The sequence below is a fragment of the Azospira sp. APE16 genome (assembly GCF_047901315.1).
Lineage (GTDB): Bacteria > Pseudomonadota > Gammaproteobacteria > Burkholderiales > Rhodocyclaceae > Azospira > Azospira oryzae.
Genome location: NZ_CP179682.1, coordinates 3,392,368 through 3,405,693, shown reverse-complemented (window position 1 = coordinate 3,405,693; position 13,326 = coordinate 3,392,368). Strand labels below are relative to the sequence as shown.

Genomic DNA, 13,326 nt, shown 5'->3' with positions numbered 1-13,326 from the left:
TGACTTGATGTAACGCAATCAGCCGAGGAAGAGGTCCACCCCCAGCATCAGGGCGATGCCGCCGGCCAGGGCGCCGGAGACCTGGGGCAGGCCGCCCCGGCTCTTCAGTTCCGGCAGCATTTCGTGGAAGACCACGAAGCCCATGGCGCCGGCGGCGAAGGCCAGGCCTACCGGGTAGAGGGCCGGGTTGTCGCCCAGGACCGTGGCGGCGATCCAGGCCCCCACGGGCTCGGCCAGGCCGGTGGCGGCGCCCAGCAGCACGGCCCGTTGCAGGTTCATGCCGGCAGCGCCCAGGGCCAGGGCTACCAGCAGGCCCTCGGGCACATCCTGCACGGCGATGGCCAGGGCCACCGGCACTACGGCCCCTGCACCGCCGCTGGCGGCGATGCCCACCGCCATGCCTTCGGGGAAGTTGTGCAGGAACAGGGCCAGGGCCAGCAGCAGGCCCCGGGAGGCATGGGTGGCCGGGCCATGGACACCGCTGACGGCGTGGGCGTGGGGCAGGGCCTTGTCCAGGCCCAGCATCAGGCCGACACCGGCCCCCAGGGCCAGCAGCACGGCCAGGGGCGAGGCATTGCCGAAGACCGGCGCGGCGGCTTCGATGGCGGGAATGAAGAGGGAGACGATGGCGGCGGCCAGCATCACCCCGGCGGCGAAGGCCATCAGCTGGTCTTCCCGGCGGCCGTTGAGCTTGCCGAGAAAAAGCATGGCCACGGCGCCGGCGGCGGTGGCGGCCGCACCGGCCATGCCCCCCAGGAGGGCGCCGGTCATGCCGCTGCTTTCCAGGGCATCGAGCAGGGCGGCCACACCGTGGGCCGCCAGGATCACCGTGCCGGCCACGGCGATGGCCAGGCCGGCGCCGCGGCGCCAGGGATGGCGGCTGTGCAGGACATGGTCGTCAAGCTGATGGATGAAAGCGGACATGGTGGACTCCCGGTGTTGTTGCTGCCATTTAAGCAAAGCGGGAAAGATTGATCCAATGAATTGATTGAAAGACTGCGATAGTCATTGGCAATTACGATTTGGTAAATCGTCATCCTCCTCCCTTAGTCCATGAGGATTTTTTCGTCGTTCCCGAAAAAGTAATTTCCAGCATTTTTAGGGGCTTAGCGGCGGAATTCAGGCGATAAGCATGTCGGTATCACCTTCGTATTATTTTTCAATGAGTTAGCTTTGGTTAGCATGGCTCCAGATTCCCGCCGTCCCGGCCGGGAACGAGCGGTTACTGTCAAAAAATTGACCGCCACCTGGGAGGTTCGCTGTATGCAACGCCACAGTCGTTCTGCTTCATCCGGCTCGCCCGCCGCCCCTGCTGCCCCTGCGTCACCGCGTCGCCCCAGGCGCCGTGCCGCGCCGTTTCTCGCCTCCGTGCGTTTTCTCGACGGCAGCCGCAATGTTTACGAGGTTTCCAACGCCAAGGATGTGGCCGACGCACGTCGCATGATTCTCGAGGAATTGAGCAACGTGGCCGCCGCCATGATCGTCGTGCGGGACTGACCCCTTCCCGCCTGGTAAAGAAAAAGCCGGCCGGGCCCACAAGGCCCGGCCGGCTTTTTTTTTTGCGTCCGTCTTCCTGTCGTTCCGCCGTCAGCAGATGCGCGGCAGCTGTTCCCCGGTGAGCCAGTCCACGATGCGCTTGCCGCCGAAGCCGGTGGTCATCTGCACGAAGTGGTGGGGGTCCTCATGCACGCTGCCGACGATGGCGGCGCCGGTGCCCTGGGGATGGGCCTGCAGGGCGGCCAGGGCCTTGTCCTTGTCTTCACCGGCGACGATGGCGATGAGGCGGCCCTCGCAGGCGCAGTAGAGGGGATCGAGGCCGAGGAATTCGCAGGCGGCGGCCACCGCCGGCTGCACCGGAATGCGGGCTTCCTGCAGCATCATGCCGACGCCCGACTGGCGGGCGATTTCATTGAGGGTGGTGCCCAGGCCGCCCCGGGTGGGGTCCCGCAGCACCTTGACCTGGACGCCGCTGGCCAGCAGGTCGGCCACCAGGCCGTGCAGGGCGGCGGTGTCGGAAACGATGGGGGATTCGAAGGCCAGGCTTTCCCGCTGGCTCATGATGGCCATGCCGTGGTCGCCGATGGGGCCGGAGACCAGGATGGCGTCGCCCGCCGCTGCCCGGTTGCCGGATAGCTCGATGCCGGCGGGCAGCCAGCCGACGCCGGTGGTGCTGATGAAAACCCCGTCCCCCTTGCCCTGCTCCACCACCTTGGTGTCGCCGGTGACCACCGGCACGCCGGCTTCCCTGGCCGCCGCCGCCATGGATTCGACGATGCGCTTGAGGTCCGCCAGGGCGAAGCCCTCTTCCAGGATGAAGCTGGCCGAGAGATAGAGGGGCTTGGCGCCCATCACCGCCACGTCGTTGATGGTGCCGTGCACCGAGAGGCAGCCGATGTCGCCGCCGGGGAAGAAGAGGGGCGACACCACGTGGGCGTCGGTGGCCATCACTAGCCGGCCCGGGCCGTCCGGCAAGGGCATGACCGAGCCGTCGTTGCCCTGGGCCAGGTAGTCGTTGCCCAGCATGGGGGCGAACAGTTCGTCGATGAGCTGGGCCATGGCCCGGCCGCCGCTGCCGTGGCTCATGTCCACGCGGCCGTGCTTGAGATCCAGGGGGCGGATGTAGTTCTGTTTCATGGCGGGACTTTCGCTCAGGCCGGCAGTTCGCGGAAACGGCCGTAGGTGTAATGGGCGGCGCAGGCGCCTTCGGAACTGACCATGCAGGAGCCGACCGGGTTTTCCGGGGTGCATACGGTGCCGAACAGCTTGCAGTCCTGGGGCCGCTTGACGCCGCGCAGGATGGCGCCGCATTCGCAGGCCTTGTGGTCGGGCACGCTGACGTAGTCCTCACCGAAGCGCTGTTCCGCATCGAACTCGGCGAAGCCGCCGCGGATGCGCAGGGCCGAATAGGGCACGGTGTGCAGGCCGCGCCACTCGAAGGCCCGGCGCAGTTCAAAGACCTCGGCCACCAGGTTCTGGGCCTTGAGGTTGCCCTCCCGGCTGACGGCCCGGGAAAACTCGTTTTCCACCTCGGCCCGGCCCTCATTGACCTGGCGCACCAGCATGCGGATGGCCTGCATCACGTCCAGGGGCTCGAAGCCGGCGATGACCACGGGCTTGCGGTATTCCTCGGCGAAGAACTCGTAGGGCCGGCTGCCGATGATGGTGGAGACGTGGGCCGGGCCGATGAAGCCGTCCAGGGGCACGGTGCCCAGCTTCCTCACTTCCGGCGATTCCAGGATGTTGCTGATGGCCGAAGGGGTCAGCACATGGCAGCACAGCACGGAGAAATTCTTCAGGCCCATCGCCTTGGCCTGCTTGATGGCCACGGCGGTGGGCGGGGTGGTGGTCTCGAAGCCGATGGCGAAGAACACCACCTGCTTTTCGGGGTTCTCCTGGGCCAGCTTGAGGGCGTCGGCGCTGGAATAGACCATGCGGATGTCCGCCCCCCGGGCCTTGGCCTTGAGCAGGGAAAGACCGTCGGATGCCGGCACCCGCAGGCAGTCGCCGTAGGTGCACAGGATCACGTTGTGCTTGAGGGCCAGGCGGATGGCCTGGTCCACCCGGCCGATCGGCAGCACGCAGACCGGGCAGCCGGGGCCGTGGATCATGCGCACATTGGCCGGCAGCAGGTCGGTGACGCCGTAGCGGGAAATGGCGTGGGTGTGGCCGCCGCAGAATTCCATGAAGTGGTAGCGGCGGTCGGGCCGGGCCTCCTTGGCGATGGCGGCGGCCAGGCCCTGGGCCAGTTCGCCGTCCCGGTATTCGTCGACGTACTTCATGGGTAAAACCTTTTGCCACAGCGGGCACAGAGATCACAGAGGGCGGGGGCCATGGGCGGCATTGGCTGGCGCGGGGACATCAGGCCTGGGCCATGGCAGCGGCGCGGGCTTCGTCGTCCAGCTCGGCAAAGAGGGCCAGGGTCTTGGCTGCTTCCTCCGGGTCTAGCTTGGTCAGGGCGTAGCCGACGTGGATGATGACGTAGTCGCCCACGGCCACGTCTTCCACCAGGGCCAGGGAGACTTCCTTGCGCACGCCCCCCAGGTCGATGCGGGCCTGGTCGTCGGGCAGGAGTTCAACGATTTTCGCGGGGATGGCGAGACACATGGTCAGCGCTCCTTCAAGGGCAGATTCAGGGGGGCGGGAGGCAGGGCGGTGGCGTCGGGCAGCTGGTCCATGGCTTCCTGGACGCTGGCGCAGCGTCGCAGCAGGTCCTGGATGGCCGCCACCGGCTCCGGGTAGAGGCCGGGGAAATCCAGTTCGCCCGGGTAGTCCAGGGCGAAGGCCAATTGCTCGTTGGGCGGAGTGAAGCGGGCCTCCACGCCGGGCTTGTTGCCCCGGGGGTCGAGGCGGTACCAGCCGTGCCCGGGCAGGTACACGGCGTTGAGGCCGTGCAGGCAGTAGCGCTCGCCGCCGGGTTCCAGGGTCAGGCGCTGGTAGCAGAGGGCGGCGGGAATGCCGTTGGCCCGCAGCAGGGCCGCCAGCAGGTGGCTCTTGGCGTAGCAGTAGCCGGTGCGTTCGGCCAGCACCTGGGGCGCGGCACAGGTGAGGGGGTTGTGCGCAGCGGCCCGGTAGTCCCAGCTATGGCGGATCTGGTCCCGCACGTACTCGAAGCAGCGGCGGGCGGTATCGGTGGGACTGCCGTCGCCGGCGGCCTGCAGTTCGGCGGCCAGGCGGCGAATCTCGGGATGGTCGGCAGCGACGATGGGGCTGGCGGCCAGGTAGGGGGCGAACTGGGGCGGATAGGTCGTCACGTCGCGCTCCTAGCGGGCCAGGGACTGCCGGGCTACCCAGGCCTGGCCCAGGGCGATGCCGCCGTCGTTGGGCGGGGCCTGGCGGGCTTCCAGCACAGCCAGCCCTCTGGCCTGCAAGCCGTTGCGCAGGTCCCGGGAAAGCAGGTGGTTGAGCAGACAGCCGCCGCCCAGGGCGACGGTGGACAGGTTGGCCTGTTCGGCCGCCGCGGCGGCCCAGTGCACCAGGCCGGCGGCCAGGGTGGCGTGGAAGCGGGCGGCGCCCAGGTCGGCGTCATCGCATTCGCCCAGCCAGGCGAGCAGGGGCAGCAGGTCGAGATGGCCGTCGTTGTTGATGTTCCAGCCATCGGCCAGGGGCGCGGCGGAGCCGTGGCGTTCTTCCCAGGCGTGGGCCCGGCCTTCCAGTTCCATGGCGGCCTGGGCCTCGAAGCGCTGGCTGGCGCGCAGGCCCAGGAGGCCTGCGGCTGAGTCGAACAGCCGGCCCAGGCTGGAGGTGGGCGGGCAGTTGAGCTGCTTGCGCAGCATCTCGGCGATCATTCCGGCGCCCTGTTGATCAGGATAACGGCGGGCGACGAAGGCCTCGATGTCGCCGTTGCGGCCCAGGGCGTGGAGGGCGGCGGCGGCCAGGCGCCAGGGTTCCCGGGCCGCCCTGTCGCCGCCGGGCAGTTGCAGGGGTAAAAGGCCGCCGAGGCGTTGGCAGTCGGCCCCGTCCACCCGCAGCAGTTCGCCGCCCCACAGGCCGCCGTCTTCACCGAGACCGATGCCGTCCAGGGCCAGGCCGATGACCGGCTTGGGGTAGCGGGTTTCCGCCAGCACGGCGGCGATGTGGGCGTGGTGGTGGGCCACGGCGATGGCGGGAATGCCCCGCTCGGCGGCGAAGGCGGCGGCCAGCCGGGTGGAGGGAAAGTCCGGGTGCAGATCGTGGGCGATGACCTGGGGTTCCACGTCCAGGATGTGCAGCAGGTGGGCCGCCGTCTCTTCCAGGAAATTCACCGTGGGCACGTTGTCCAGGTCGCCGATGTGCTGGGAGAGATAGGCCTCCCGGCCCTTGACCACGCACAGGGTGTTCTTCAGGTAGGGGCCGAAGGCCAGGACGGCCGGGCCCTCGTCCTTGAGCTTGATGGGGCGCGGCGTCTGGCCCCGGCCCCGGCGCAGGAACTGGACCCCGCCTTCGTCGCAGCGGATCACCGAGTCGTCGCTGCGGATGACGATGTCCCGGTCATGGCAGAGGAAGGCGTCGGCCATGCCGGCCAGGCGCTCCACCGCCTCGGCGTTGTCGGTGACCAGGGGCTCGCCCCCCGGGTTGGCGCTGGTCATCACCAGTACCAGATCCTGGGCTTGGGCCAGCCAGGCCAGGCCCTCTGGCTCGCCGGCGGCGGCATGGAAGAGCAGGTAGTGCAGGGGCGCGTAGGGCAGCATCAGGCCCAGCCATTGCAGGCCGGGGGCGACGCCGGGCAATTGGGTGTCGGTATTGTCCTGCTTGCGCAGCAGGACGATGCTGCGCTCGGGCAGTTCCAGCAGGCCCGCCTCGTCGCCGCCCAGGGCGCAGAGGGCATTGGCCGAGGCCACGTTGGCGGCCATCACGGCGAAGGGCTTTTCCTCCCGGTGCTTGCGTTTTCTCAGTTCGGCCACGGCGGCCCCATTGCGGGCGTCGCAGGCCAGGTGGAAGCCGCCGTAGCCCTTGAGGGCGACGATCTTGCCGGCCTGCAGCAGGCGCACCGCCTCCCGCACCGGGTCACCGGCAATGGGCTGGCCGGCGGCGTCGAGCAGGCGCAATTGGGGCCCGCAGTCCGGGCAGCAGTTGGCCTCGGCGTGGAAGCGCCGGTTGTGAGGATCGGCGTATTCCGCGGTGCAGGCCGGGCACTGGGGGAAGGGCGCCAGGCTGGTGCGGGCCCGGTCGTAGGGCAGTTCCCGGGTGATGGAATAGCGGGGGCCGCAGTGGGTGCAGTGGGTGAAGGCGTAGCGGTGGCGCCGGTCCTGGGGCGCGAACAGTTCTTCCAGGCAGTCGTGGCAGAGGGCGCTGTCGGGGCCGATGGCGGTGCTGGCGTGGCCGCCCCGGCTCTCGACGATGAGAAAGCCGGGCAGGCTGCGCTCCGGTTCCGCTTCCCTTACTTCCACTGCCTCGACCCGGGCCAGTTCCGGCGCCTCGGCCCGCAGCCTGGCGATGAAGCGCTCCACCAGCGGGGCCGGGCCCCGGGCTTCGATATCCACCCCTTCGGCGTCGTTGCGCACCCAGCCGCCAAGGCCCAGCTCAAAGGCCAGGCGATAGACGAAGGGACGATAGCCGACGCCCTGCACCAGGCCGCGGACGCGGACCCGGCGGCAGAGCAGGGGAAGGGTGAGGTCGTTCATGGCAGCGGTGCAACCGGGGCGGCAGAGCCGCCCAGGGGATCAGCGGCGGGCCAGCAGGCCTTCCAGTTCGGCGATGCGGGCCTTCAGGGCGGCGACGTTTTCCTGGCGGGCCGCCTTGGCAGCGGCCAGGCCCTTTTCCACCCAGGCCAGCCACTCGGCGAAGCCTTCGCCGCTGGTGGTGGAGAGCCGGATCACTTCCAGGGCCGGATTGACCCGGCGGGCGTATTCCACCGCCTTATCCGCATCGAAAGTCAGGTGGGGCAGCAGGTCCACCTTGGAGAGCAGCATCAGGCGGGCGGCGCGGAACATGTCCGGGTACTTCAGCGGCTTGTCCTCGCCTTCGGTGACGGAGAGGATCACCACCTTGCCGGCCTCGCCCAGGTCGAAGGCGGCGGGGCACACCAGATTGCCGACGTTCTCGATCAGCAGCAGGGAGTCGTCCTGCACCTCCAGCTTTTCCAGGGCGTGGCCCACCATGTGGGCGTCCAGGTGGCAGCCCTTGCCGGTGTTGATCTGCAGGGCCGGGGCGCCGGTGGCGCGGATGCGCTCGGCGTCGAAGCTGGTCTGCTGGTCGCCCTCGATCACGGCCACCGGGTATTTGGCCTTCAGTTCCTCGATGCTGCGGCAGAGCAGGGTGGTCTTGCCGGAGCCGGGGCTGGAAACCAGATTGAGGGCGAACACGCCCTTCTCGGCCAGGGCCTGGCGGTTCTTGGCGGCGTAGGCGTCGTTCTTGGAGAGGATGTCCCGCTCGATCTGCACCATGCGCTTCTGGCTCATGCCCGGGGCGTGGGCGCCGGCGGGGCCGCTGCCGTAGTCGATGCTGCCATCGCCGTGATGGTGGTGATGGTCGTGCCCGTGGTCGCCCTGGTCCCCCTCGGCGTGTGCATGGTGATGCTCGCCCTCGTGGGTATGGGGATGGCTGTGGCTGGTGCCGTCGGCGTGGGTATGCACGTGGCCGTGGGCCGGGGCGGCAGGCTGGGGCGCGACGCCCTGGTGATCGTGATGATGTTCGCCGTCGTGATGGTGCGGGTGGCTGTGACGGGTGCCGTCGGCGTGCACATGCTCGTGCTGGTGCTCGTCGTGGGCATGGCTGTGGCCGTGACCGTGCTCGTGGCCATGGCTGTGGGCGGTGCCGTCCTCATGCACATGCCAGTGTTCGTGACCATGTTCGTGATCGTGGAGGGCGTCGCCCTCGATGCGGGTTTCGCCGGCGCTGCAGCCGCAGGTAGTACACATGGTCGATGCTCCTTCGATTTCCTGAATTCTGTGGTGAGGGCTGGCCCTCAATCGACTTCCAGTTCCCGCACCCGCATTTCCGTGCCGGCCGTGGGCTGTACCGGGTAGCCGCCGCATTCCGGGCAGGGGTCGTACACCTGGGCCAGGGGCACGGTCTTCTGGCAGGAGAGGCACAGCCCCTCGCCGGGGACGCTGACGATTTCCAGCTTGGCGCCGTCGGCCACCGTGCCCTTGCTCACCGCCTCGAAACAGAAGGCCATGGCTTCCGGTTCCACCGAGGAGAGCTGGCCGATTTCGAGGAAGACGGTCTTTACCCGGGCAAAGCCCTGGGGGCCTTGGGCGGCGTCTTCGACGATTTGCAGCACGCCCTCTGCCAGGGACATCTCATGCATGGTGATGCGTATCCAGGGTGATGCCCACGGCGACGCAGGGGTCCAGGGACAGGGCGATGCAGCGGGCCATGTGCCGGGCGGCTTCCGGGGTCGGGGCGGGCAGGCCGGTGGTGTCTTGGACGAAGGCACCGGCCGGGTGAAAGTTCCATTCCGTGGGGGCAACAATAACATAGCGCTGCACCGTGCCGGCAGCCAGCGCCACCAGATGCAGCAAGGGCCCTCGGGCTGTTTCCACCCGCGCCAGGCCGATGCCGGGGGCTGGGCTGCAGGCATCCACCCAGGCCGGGTCCCAGTGGCCGGCGAGCAGGGCTTCCAGCTCCAGGCAGCGGGCCTGGAGGCGGGCGGCGACACGGCGGCCGGCCTGCCACAGGGCGGCCACCTCGGGCTGACGGCGGCAGCGGGCGGCGGCGCCGGTTTCCCGGGGCTGGCCGGCCAGGGTCGGGGCCAGGGCATGGGCGGCGAGGCAGTCCCAGTCCCGCTCTCCAGGGAGGGATTGCCACCAGGCGGATGCATCCAGGTGTTCCAGCAGGTCCGTGCCGGGAGCCGCGCACAGCGGCAGTTCCAGGGCATGGGCGGCGAAGCTGCGCCATTGGGGCCGATCGGCGGCGGGCAGACCCTTGCGCCAGGCCACCAGGGCCTCCTTGCGCGGCGGCAGGCCCAGCAGGGGCGGCCAGTCCAGGCCCAGGCGCCACAGGTGTTCGCCGATCATCTCCCGGCTCAGGCGCTGCCGTTCGGCCCCATCCGGCTCGGCCATCGGGGTGCCGGCGGCAGCGGCCAGGGCCCGGCGGGCGGCGCTGCCCTGGGCGGCGGCACAGAGGGTGAACAGGCGCGGCGCCAGTTCGCCGGCCTCGGCGGCGGGACGGCCCTGCAGCAGGCGGGCGGCCAGGGGGCGGGGGCTGGCGACGCGGGCCGCGGCAATGCCCTGGCCGTCCCATTCCAGGGCCAGTTGCAGCGCGCCGTCGTTTCCCTCGTGCTGGCCCATGCCGGCCTGCCTCCCGCAAAAAAGCCGCTACCCTAGGGGATCGGGGCCGCCGTCGCCTTGATTACCGTCAAGGGGGCGGGAGATAGGGGCGGGCGCGGACCGTACGGCCCGTCCGGTGTGGCGATGAGGGCCGGCTTCCCGGGGAGGCGGCGGCGGGGCCGCCGATTGCTCCGGAATCCCCGGCCAATACAGGCGTTGAAGGCCGGCGGCGGATGTTGTCCGGGGACTGCTGCCGTAAGGGTGTATAGGCGAAAGCTATAGGATGTATAGCCAAAAACCATTGAAAAACATTGACTTACATCAACAAGACCCTACTCGTGGGATGGACAATGGCGGCACAATATTTCCATAACCCGAAGGGAGTGACACATGTTCCAACTCAAGATCACGCCGACCGCCATCGTCCTGGCGGCCACCCTGGGCCTTGCCGGCCTGGCGCAAGCCGCCGGCAACGAGCCCATCCAGCCGATCAAGCCCGCCAAGGTGGCCAACCCCGCCCTGGTGGAACTGGGCAAGAAGCTGTATTTCGACCCCCGGCTGTCCATGTCCGGCTTCATTTCCTGCAATTCCTGCCACAACCTGTCCATGGGCGGCACGGACAACATCAAGACCTCCATCGGCCACAACTGGAACGAAGGTCCCATCAACGCGCCCACCGTGCTCAATTCCAGCCTCAACGTGGCCCAGTTCTGGGACGGCCGTGCGGCCGACCTCAAGGCCCAGGCCGGCGGCCCCATCGCCAACCCGGGTGAAATGGCCTCCAACCACACCCTGGCGGTGGACGTGGTGAAGTCCATTCCCGGCTACGTGGCCGAGTTCAAGAAGGCCTTCGGCTCCGACAAGGTGGATATCGACGGCATCACCAAGGCCATCGCCGCCTTCGAGGAAACCCTGGTGACCCCCAATTCCCGCTTCGACAAGTGGCTGAAGGGCGACCAGAAGGCCCTAAGCAAGAACGAGCTGGAAGGCTACAAGCTGTTCAAGGACAGCGGCTGCGTCGCCTGCCACAACGGTCCGGCCGTGGGCGGCAACTCCTTCCAGAAGATGGGCGTGGTGGAACCGTACAAGGCTTCCAGCGCCGCCGAAGGCCGGGTCGCCGTGACCGGCAAGGATGCGGACCGCTTCAACTTCAAGGTGCCGACCCTGCGCAACGTGGAAATGACCTACCCCTACTTCCACGACGGCGCCGCCAACACCCTGAAGGAAGCGGTGGACACCATGGGCCGCATCCAGCTGGGCAAGAAGTTCACGGATGAGGAAAACGCCAAGATCGTGGCCTTCCTGAAGACCCTGACCGGCGACCAGCCCAGCTTCAAGCTGCCGATCCTGCCGCCGTCTGCCGACGCCACCCCGCGTCCCCAGCCCTTCGGCAAGAAGTAAGCAGCGCCTCTCGACTTGGAACGGGGGCCGTGGCCCCCGTTTTTTTCTGCACCTAAATGCTTCCGGCTATTGGGAACAGGTGCCGGATAGCCCATAATCCGGGCTGCCGGGAATAATTTGCACCGGTTTTGTTTCCCATCAAAGAGCCGCTACACTCTCGCCTCCATAATCCCGCCCAGATTGCCTGGACGCCCTCATCAATGCTGGAAGCCTCCCAACTGGAATGCGTACGCGGTGACCGTCGCCTGTTCGCCGGGGTGAGCTTTCGCCTGGAAGGCGGAGAATTGCTCAACCTGCAGGGCAAGAACGGCGCCGGCAAGACCAGCCTGCTGCGCATGCTGGTGGGCCTGGCCCAGCCCGTGGCGGGCGAGATCACCTGGCGCGGCGAGCCGATCCGCAAGCTGGCCGAGGATTACCGGGCCGAGCTGTGCTACATGGGCCACCACAACGCCATCAAGGAAGAACTGACGCCCCTGGAGAACCTGCTGGCCTCGGCCCGTCTGGCCGGCGAGCCCCTCTCCGAGGAGCAGGCCCTGGAGGCCCTCTACGCCGTCGGCCTGGCCGGGCGGGAAGACCTGCAGGCCAAATACCTGTCCCAGGGCCAGAAGCGCCGCGTTGCCCTGGCCCGCCTGATCCACGAGCGCCGCGCCCTGTGGGTGCTGGACGAGCCCTTCGTGGCCCTCGACGTGGCCGCCGTGGACATGGTGGCCGGCCTCATCGGCGCCCACCTGCAGCGGGGCGGCCTGGCAGTGATGACCACGCACCAGGCGGTGACCATTCCCGCCGGCGCCGTCCGCGAATACCGGCTGGGGGCCTGATGCTCGATCTGCTCTTCGCCGTCATCGCCCGGGACCTGAAGCTGGCCCTGCGCCGCCAGGCCGATCTGGTTTCCGCCTTGTTCTTCTTCATCATCGTCGTCAGCCTCTTTCCCCTGGGGGTCGGCCCCGAGATGGACATGCTGCGCAAGATGGCCCCCGGCGTGCTGTGGGTGGCGGCCCTGCTGGCCACCATGCTGACCCTGCCGCGCCTCTTCGGCGACGACTACCGGGACGGCACCCTGGAACAGCTGGTGCTGGCGCCCCAGCCCCTGCCGGTCACCGTGCTCGGCAAGATGGCCGCCCACTGGCTCACCTCCGGGCTGCCCCTGACTTTGCTGGCGCCGGTTCTCGGCCTACAGTTCGACCTGTCCGCCGACGGCCTCCTGGTGCTGACCCTGGCCCTGCTGGTGGGCACCCCCTCCCTCTCGGCCATCGGCGCCATCGGCGCCGCCCTGACCCTGGGCCTGCGGGGCGGCGGCGTGCTGGTTTCCCTGCTGGTGCTGCCCCTGTATATTCCGGTGCTGATTTTCGGTGCCGGCGCCGTCGATGCGGCCGTTTCCGGCCTGGGCTTCGAAGCCCATCTGTCCCTGCTCGGCGCCTTGCTGGCCGGCAGCCTGTTTTTCGCGCCGTGGGCGACCGCGGCGGCCTTGAAGATATCTCTCGAATGAACAATCGACTGATCAACTGGTTCAAGTTCGCCTCCCCGGCGACCTTCTACCCCCTGGCGGGCAAGATGATCCCCTGGTTCGTCGCCCTCTCCGTCGTCTTCGGCGTGGCCGGCCTCTACCTTGGCATGTTCGTGGCCCCCACGGACTTCCAGCAGGGCGAGGGCTACCGCATCATCTTCATCCACGTGCCCGCCTCCTGGATGAGCATGTTCATCTACCTGGTGATGGCCTTCTGGGCCGCCCTGGGCCTGGCCTTCAACACCCGCCTGTCGGGCATGATGGCCACCGCCCTGGCTCCCACCGGGGCGCTGATGGCCTTCCTCTCCCTGTGGACCGGTGCCCTCTGGGGCAAGCCCATGTGGGGCACCTGGTGGGTGTGGGATGCGCGGCTGACCTCCGAGCTGATCCTGCTCTTCCTCTACATCGGCTTCATCGCCCTGCAGTCCGCCATCGACGACCCGCGCCGGGCCGACAAGGCCGGCGCCGTGCTGGCCCTGGTGGGGGTGGTGAACATCCCCATCATCTATTTCTCCGTGAAGTGGTGGAACACCCTGCACCAGGGCGCTTCCGTCTCCCTCACCAAGTCCCCCTCCATGGCCGCCACCATGCTCTGGGCCATGCTGCTGGTGGCCCTGTGCTTCTGGATGTATTCCATCGCCGTGGCCCTGGGACGGGCCCGCAACATCATGCTGGAGCGGGAGCGGCACACCGAATGGGTGCGCCAGCTGCTGGCCGGCAAGGAGTCCTGAG

The 13,326-nt window shown here is 68.5% G+C and carries 14 protein-coding genes; 5 read left to right on the top strand and 9 right to left on the bottom strand.

The window, feature by feature from the left end; all coding sequences use genetic code 11:
- Positions 1-18: 18 nt before the first annotated feature.
- On the bottom strand, positions 19-924 hold the full coding sequence (locus ACLSSQ_RS16230) for a ZIP family metal transporter (RefSeq protein ID WP_014236259.1): 906 nt from the start codon (positions 922-924) through the stop codon (positions 19-21).
- A 444-nt stretch (positions 925-1,368) separates the two neighbouring features.
- Between ACLSSQ_RS16230 and ACLSSQ_RS16225 the strand changes: the two genes are divergently transcribed.
- A complete protein-coding gene (locus tag ACLSSQ_RS16225; RefSeq protein ID WP_268907597.1) occupies positions 1,369-1,497 on the top strand; it encodes a hypothetical protein in 129 nt (42 codons plus the stop codon).
- A gap of 90 nt (positions 1,498-1,587) precedes the next feature.
- On the opposite strand, the gene hypE is transcribed toward ACLSSQ_RS16225, so the two are convergent.
- From hypE to ACLSSQ_RS16185, 8 genes are all read right to left on the bottom strand, one after another.
- A complete protein-coding gene (gene hypE, locus ACLSSQ_RS16220) occupies positions 1,588-2,634 on the bottom strand; it encodes a hydrogenase expression/formation protein HypE (protein ID WP_416243248.1) in 1,047 nt (348 codons plus the stop codon).
- A 14-nt stretch (positions 2,635-2,648) separates the two neighbouring features.
- Positions 2,649-3,779, bottom strand: a complete 1,131-nt coding sequence (hypD, locus tag ACLSSQ_RS16215; RefSeq protein ID WP_416243247.1) for a hydrogenase formation protein HypD — start codon at positions 3,777-3,779, stop codon at positions 2,649-2,651.
- A 79-nt stretch (positions 3,780-3,858) separates the two neighbouring features.
- Positions 3,859-4,104 (bottom strand): HypC/HybG/HupF family hydrogenase formation chaperone, encoded by a 246-nt coding sequence (locus ACLSSQ_RS16210; protein WP_014236263.1) that lies wholly within the window; start codon positions 4,102-4,104, stop codon positions 3,859-3,861.
- A 2-nt stretch (positions 4,105-4,106) separates the two neighbouring features.
- Positions 4,107-4,751: a transglutaminase-like domain-containing protein gene (locus ACLSSQ_RS16205; RefSeq protein ID WP_416243246.1), complete on the bottom strand. Its 645-nt coding sequence runs from the start codon at positions 4,749-4,751 to the stop codon at positions 4,107-4,109.
- Positions 4,752-4,760: 9 nt separating this feature from the next.
- Positions 4,761-7,100 (bottom strand): carbamoyltransferase HypF, encoded by a 2,340-nt coding sequence (gene hypF / locus ACLSSQ_RS16200; protein WP_416243245.1) that lies wholly within the window; start codon positions 7,098-7,100, stop codon positions 4,761-4,763.
- A 39-nt stretch (positions 7,101-7,139) separates the two neighbouring features.
- Entirely contained in the window at positions 7,140-8,336 is a 1,197-nt protein-coding gene (gene hypB / locus ACLSSQ_RS16195) for a hydrogenase nickel incorporation protein HypB (protein ID WP_416243244.1), read from the bottom strand.
- A gap of 47 nt (positions 8,337-8,383) precedes the next feature.
- Entirely contained in the window at positions 8,384-8,728 is a 345-nt protein-coding gene (hypA, locus tag ACLSSQ_RS16190) for a hydrogenase maturation nickel metallochaperone HypA (protein ID WP_014236267.1), read from the bottom strand.
- Entirely contained in the window at positions 8,721-9,710 is a 990-nt protein-coding gene (locus ACLSSQ_RS16185) for a nickel-dependent hydrogenase large subunit (protein WP_416243243.1), read from the bottom strand. Before ACLSSQ_RS16185 ends, hypA begins: the two co-directional genes overlap by 8 nt.
- Positions 9,711-10,079: 369 nt before the next feature.
- On the opposite strand from ACLSSQ_RS16185, the gene ACLSSQ_RS16180 reads away from it, so the two are divergent.
- The 4 genes from ACLSSQ_RS16180 to ccmC all read left to right on the top strand — a co-directional run bounded on the left by ACLSSQ_RS16180 (position 10,080) and on the right by ccmC (position 13,325).
- Positions 10,080-11,090: a cytochrome-c peroxidase gene (locus ACLSSQ_RS16180; RefSeq protein WP_014236269.1), complete on the top strand. Its 1,011-nt coding sequence runs from the start codon at positions 10,080-10,082 to the stop codon at positions 11,088-11,090.
- A 200-nt stretch (positions 11,091-11,290) separates the two neighbouring features.
- The gene (gene ccmA / locus ACLSSQ_RS16175; protein WP_152090403.1) at positions 11,291-11,908 is read left to right on the top strand and encodes a cytochrome c biogenesis heme-transporting ATPase CcmA; all 618 of its coding nucleotides are present in this window, start codon (positions 11,291-11,293) and stop codon (positions 11,906-11,908) included.
- Complete coding sequence (ccmB, locus tag ACLSSQ_RS16170; RefSeq protein WP_014236271.1) at positions 11,908-12,576, top strand: heme exporter protein CcmB; 669 nt, start codon at positions 11,908-11,910, stop codon at positions 12,574-12,576. Before ccmA ends, ccmB begins: the two co-directional genes overlap by 1 nt.
- Entirely contained in the window at positions 12,573-13,325 is a 753-nt protein-coding gene (gene ccmC, locus ACLSSQ_RS16165) for a heme ABC transporter permease CcmC (RefSeq protein WP_014236272.1), read from the top strand. Before ccmB ends, ccmC begins: the two co-directional genes overlap by 4 nt.
- The last annotated feature ends 1 nt before the right edge of the window (position 13,326 follow it).

Coding starts and splice junctions, on each gene's coding strand:
- ACLSSQ_RS16230 (WP_014236259.1), bottom strand. CDS start 924: ATGTCCGCTTTCATCCATCAGCTTGACGACCATGTCCTGCACAGCCGC.
- hypE (WP_416243248.1), bottom strand. CDS start 2,634: ATGAAACAGAACTACATCCGCCCCCTGGATCTCAAGCACGGCCGCGTG.
- hypD (WP_416243247.1), bottom strand. CDS start 3,779: ATGAAGTACGTCGACGAATACCGGGACGGCGAACTGGCCCAGGGCCTG.
- ACLSSQ_RS16210 (WP_014236263.1), bottom strand. CDS start 4,104: ATGTGTCTCGCCATCCCCGCGAAAATCGTTGAACTCCTGCCCGACGAC.
- hypF (WP_416243245.1), bottom strand. CDS start 7,100: ATGAACGACCTCACCCTTCCCCTGCTCTGCCGCCGGGTCCGCGTCCGC.
- hypB (WP_416243244.1), bottom strand. CDS start 8,336: ATGTGTACTACCTGCGGCTGCAGCGCCGGCGAAACCCGCATCGAGGGC.
- hypA (WP_014236267.1), bottom strand. CDS start 8,728: ATGCATGAGATGTCCCTGGCAGAGGGCGTGCTGCAAATCGTCGAAGAC.
- ACLSSQ_RS16185 (WP_416243243.1), bottom strand. CDS start 9,710: ATGGGCCAGCACGAGGGAAACGACGGCGCGCTGCAACTGGCCCTGGAA.
- ACLSSQ_RS16180 (WP_014236269.1), top strand. CDS start 10,080: ATGTTCCAACTCAAGATCACGCCGACCGCCATCGTCCTGGCGGCCACC.
- ccmA (WP_152090403.1), top strand. CDS start 11,291: ATGCTGGAAGCCTCCCAACTGGAATGCGTACGCGGTGACCGTCGCCTG.
- ccmB (WP_014236271.1), top strand. CDS start 11,908: ATGCTCGATCTGCTCTTCGCCGTCATCGCCCGGGACCTGAAGCTGGCC.
- ccmC (WP_014236272.1), top strand. CDS start 12,573: ATGAACAATCGACTGATCAACTGGTTCAAGTTCGCCTCCCCGGCGACC.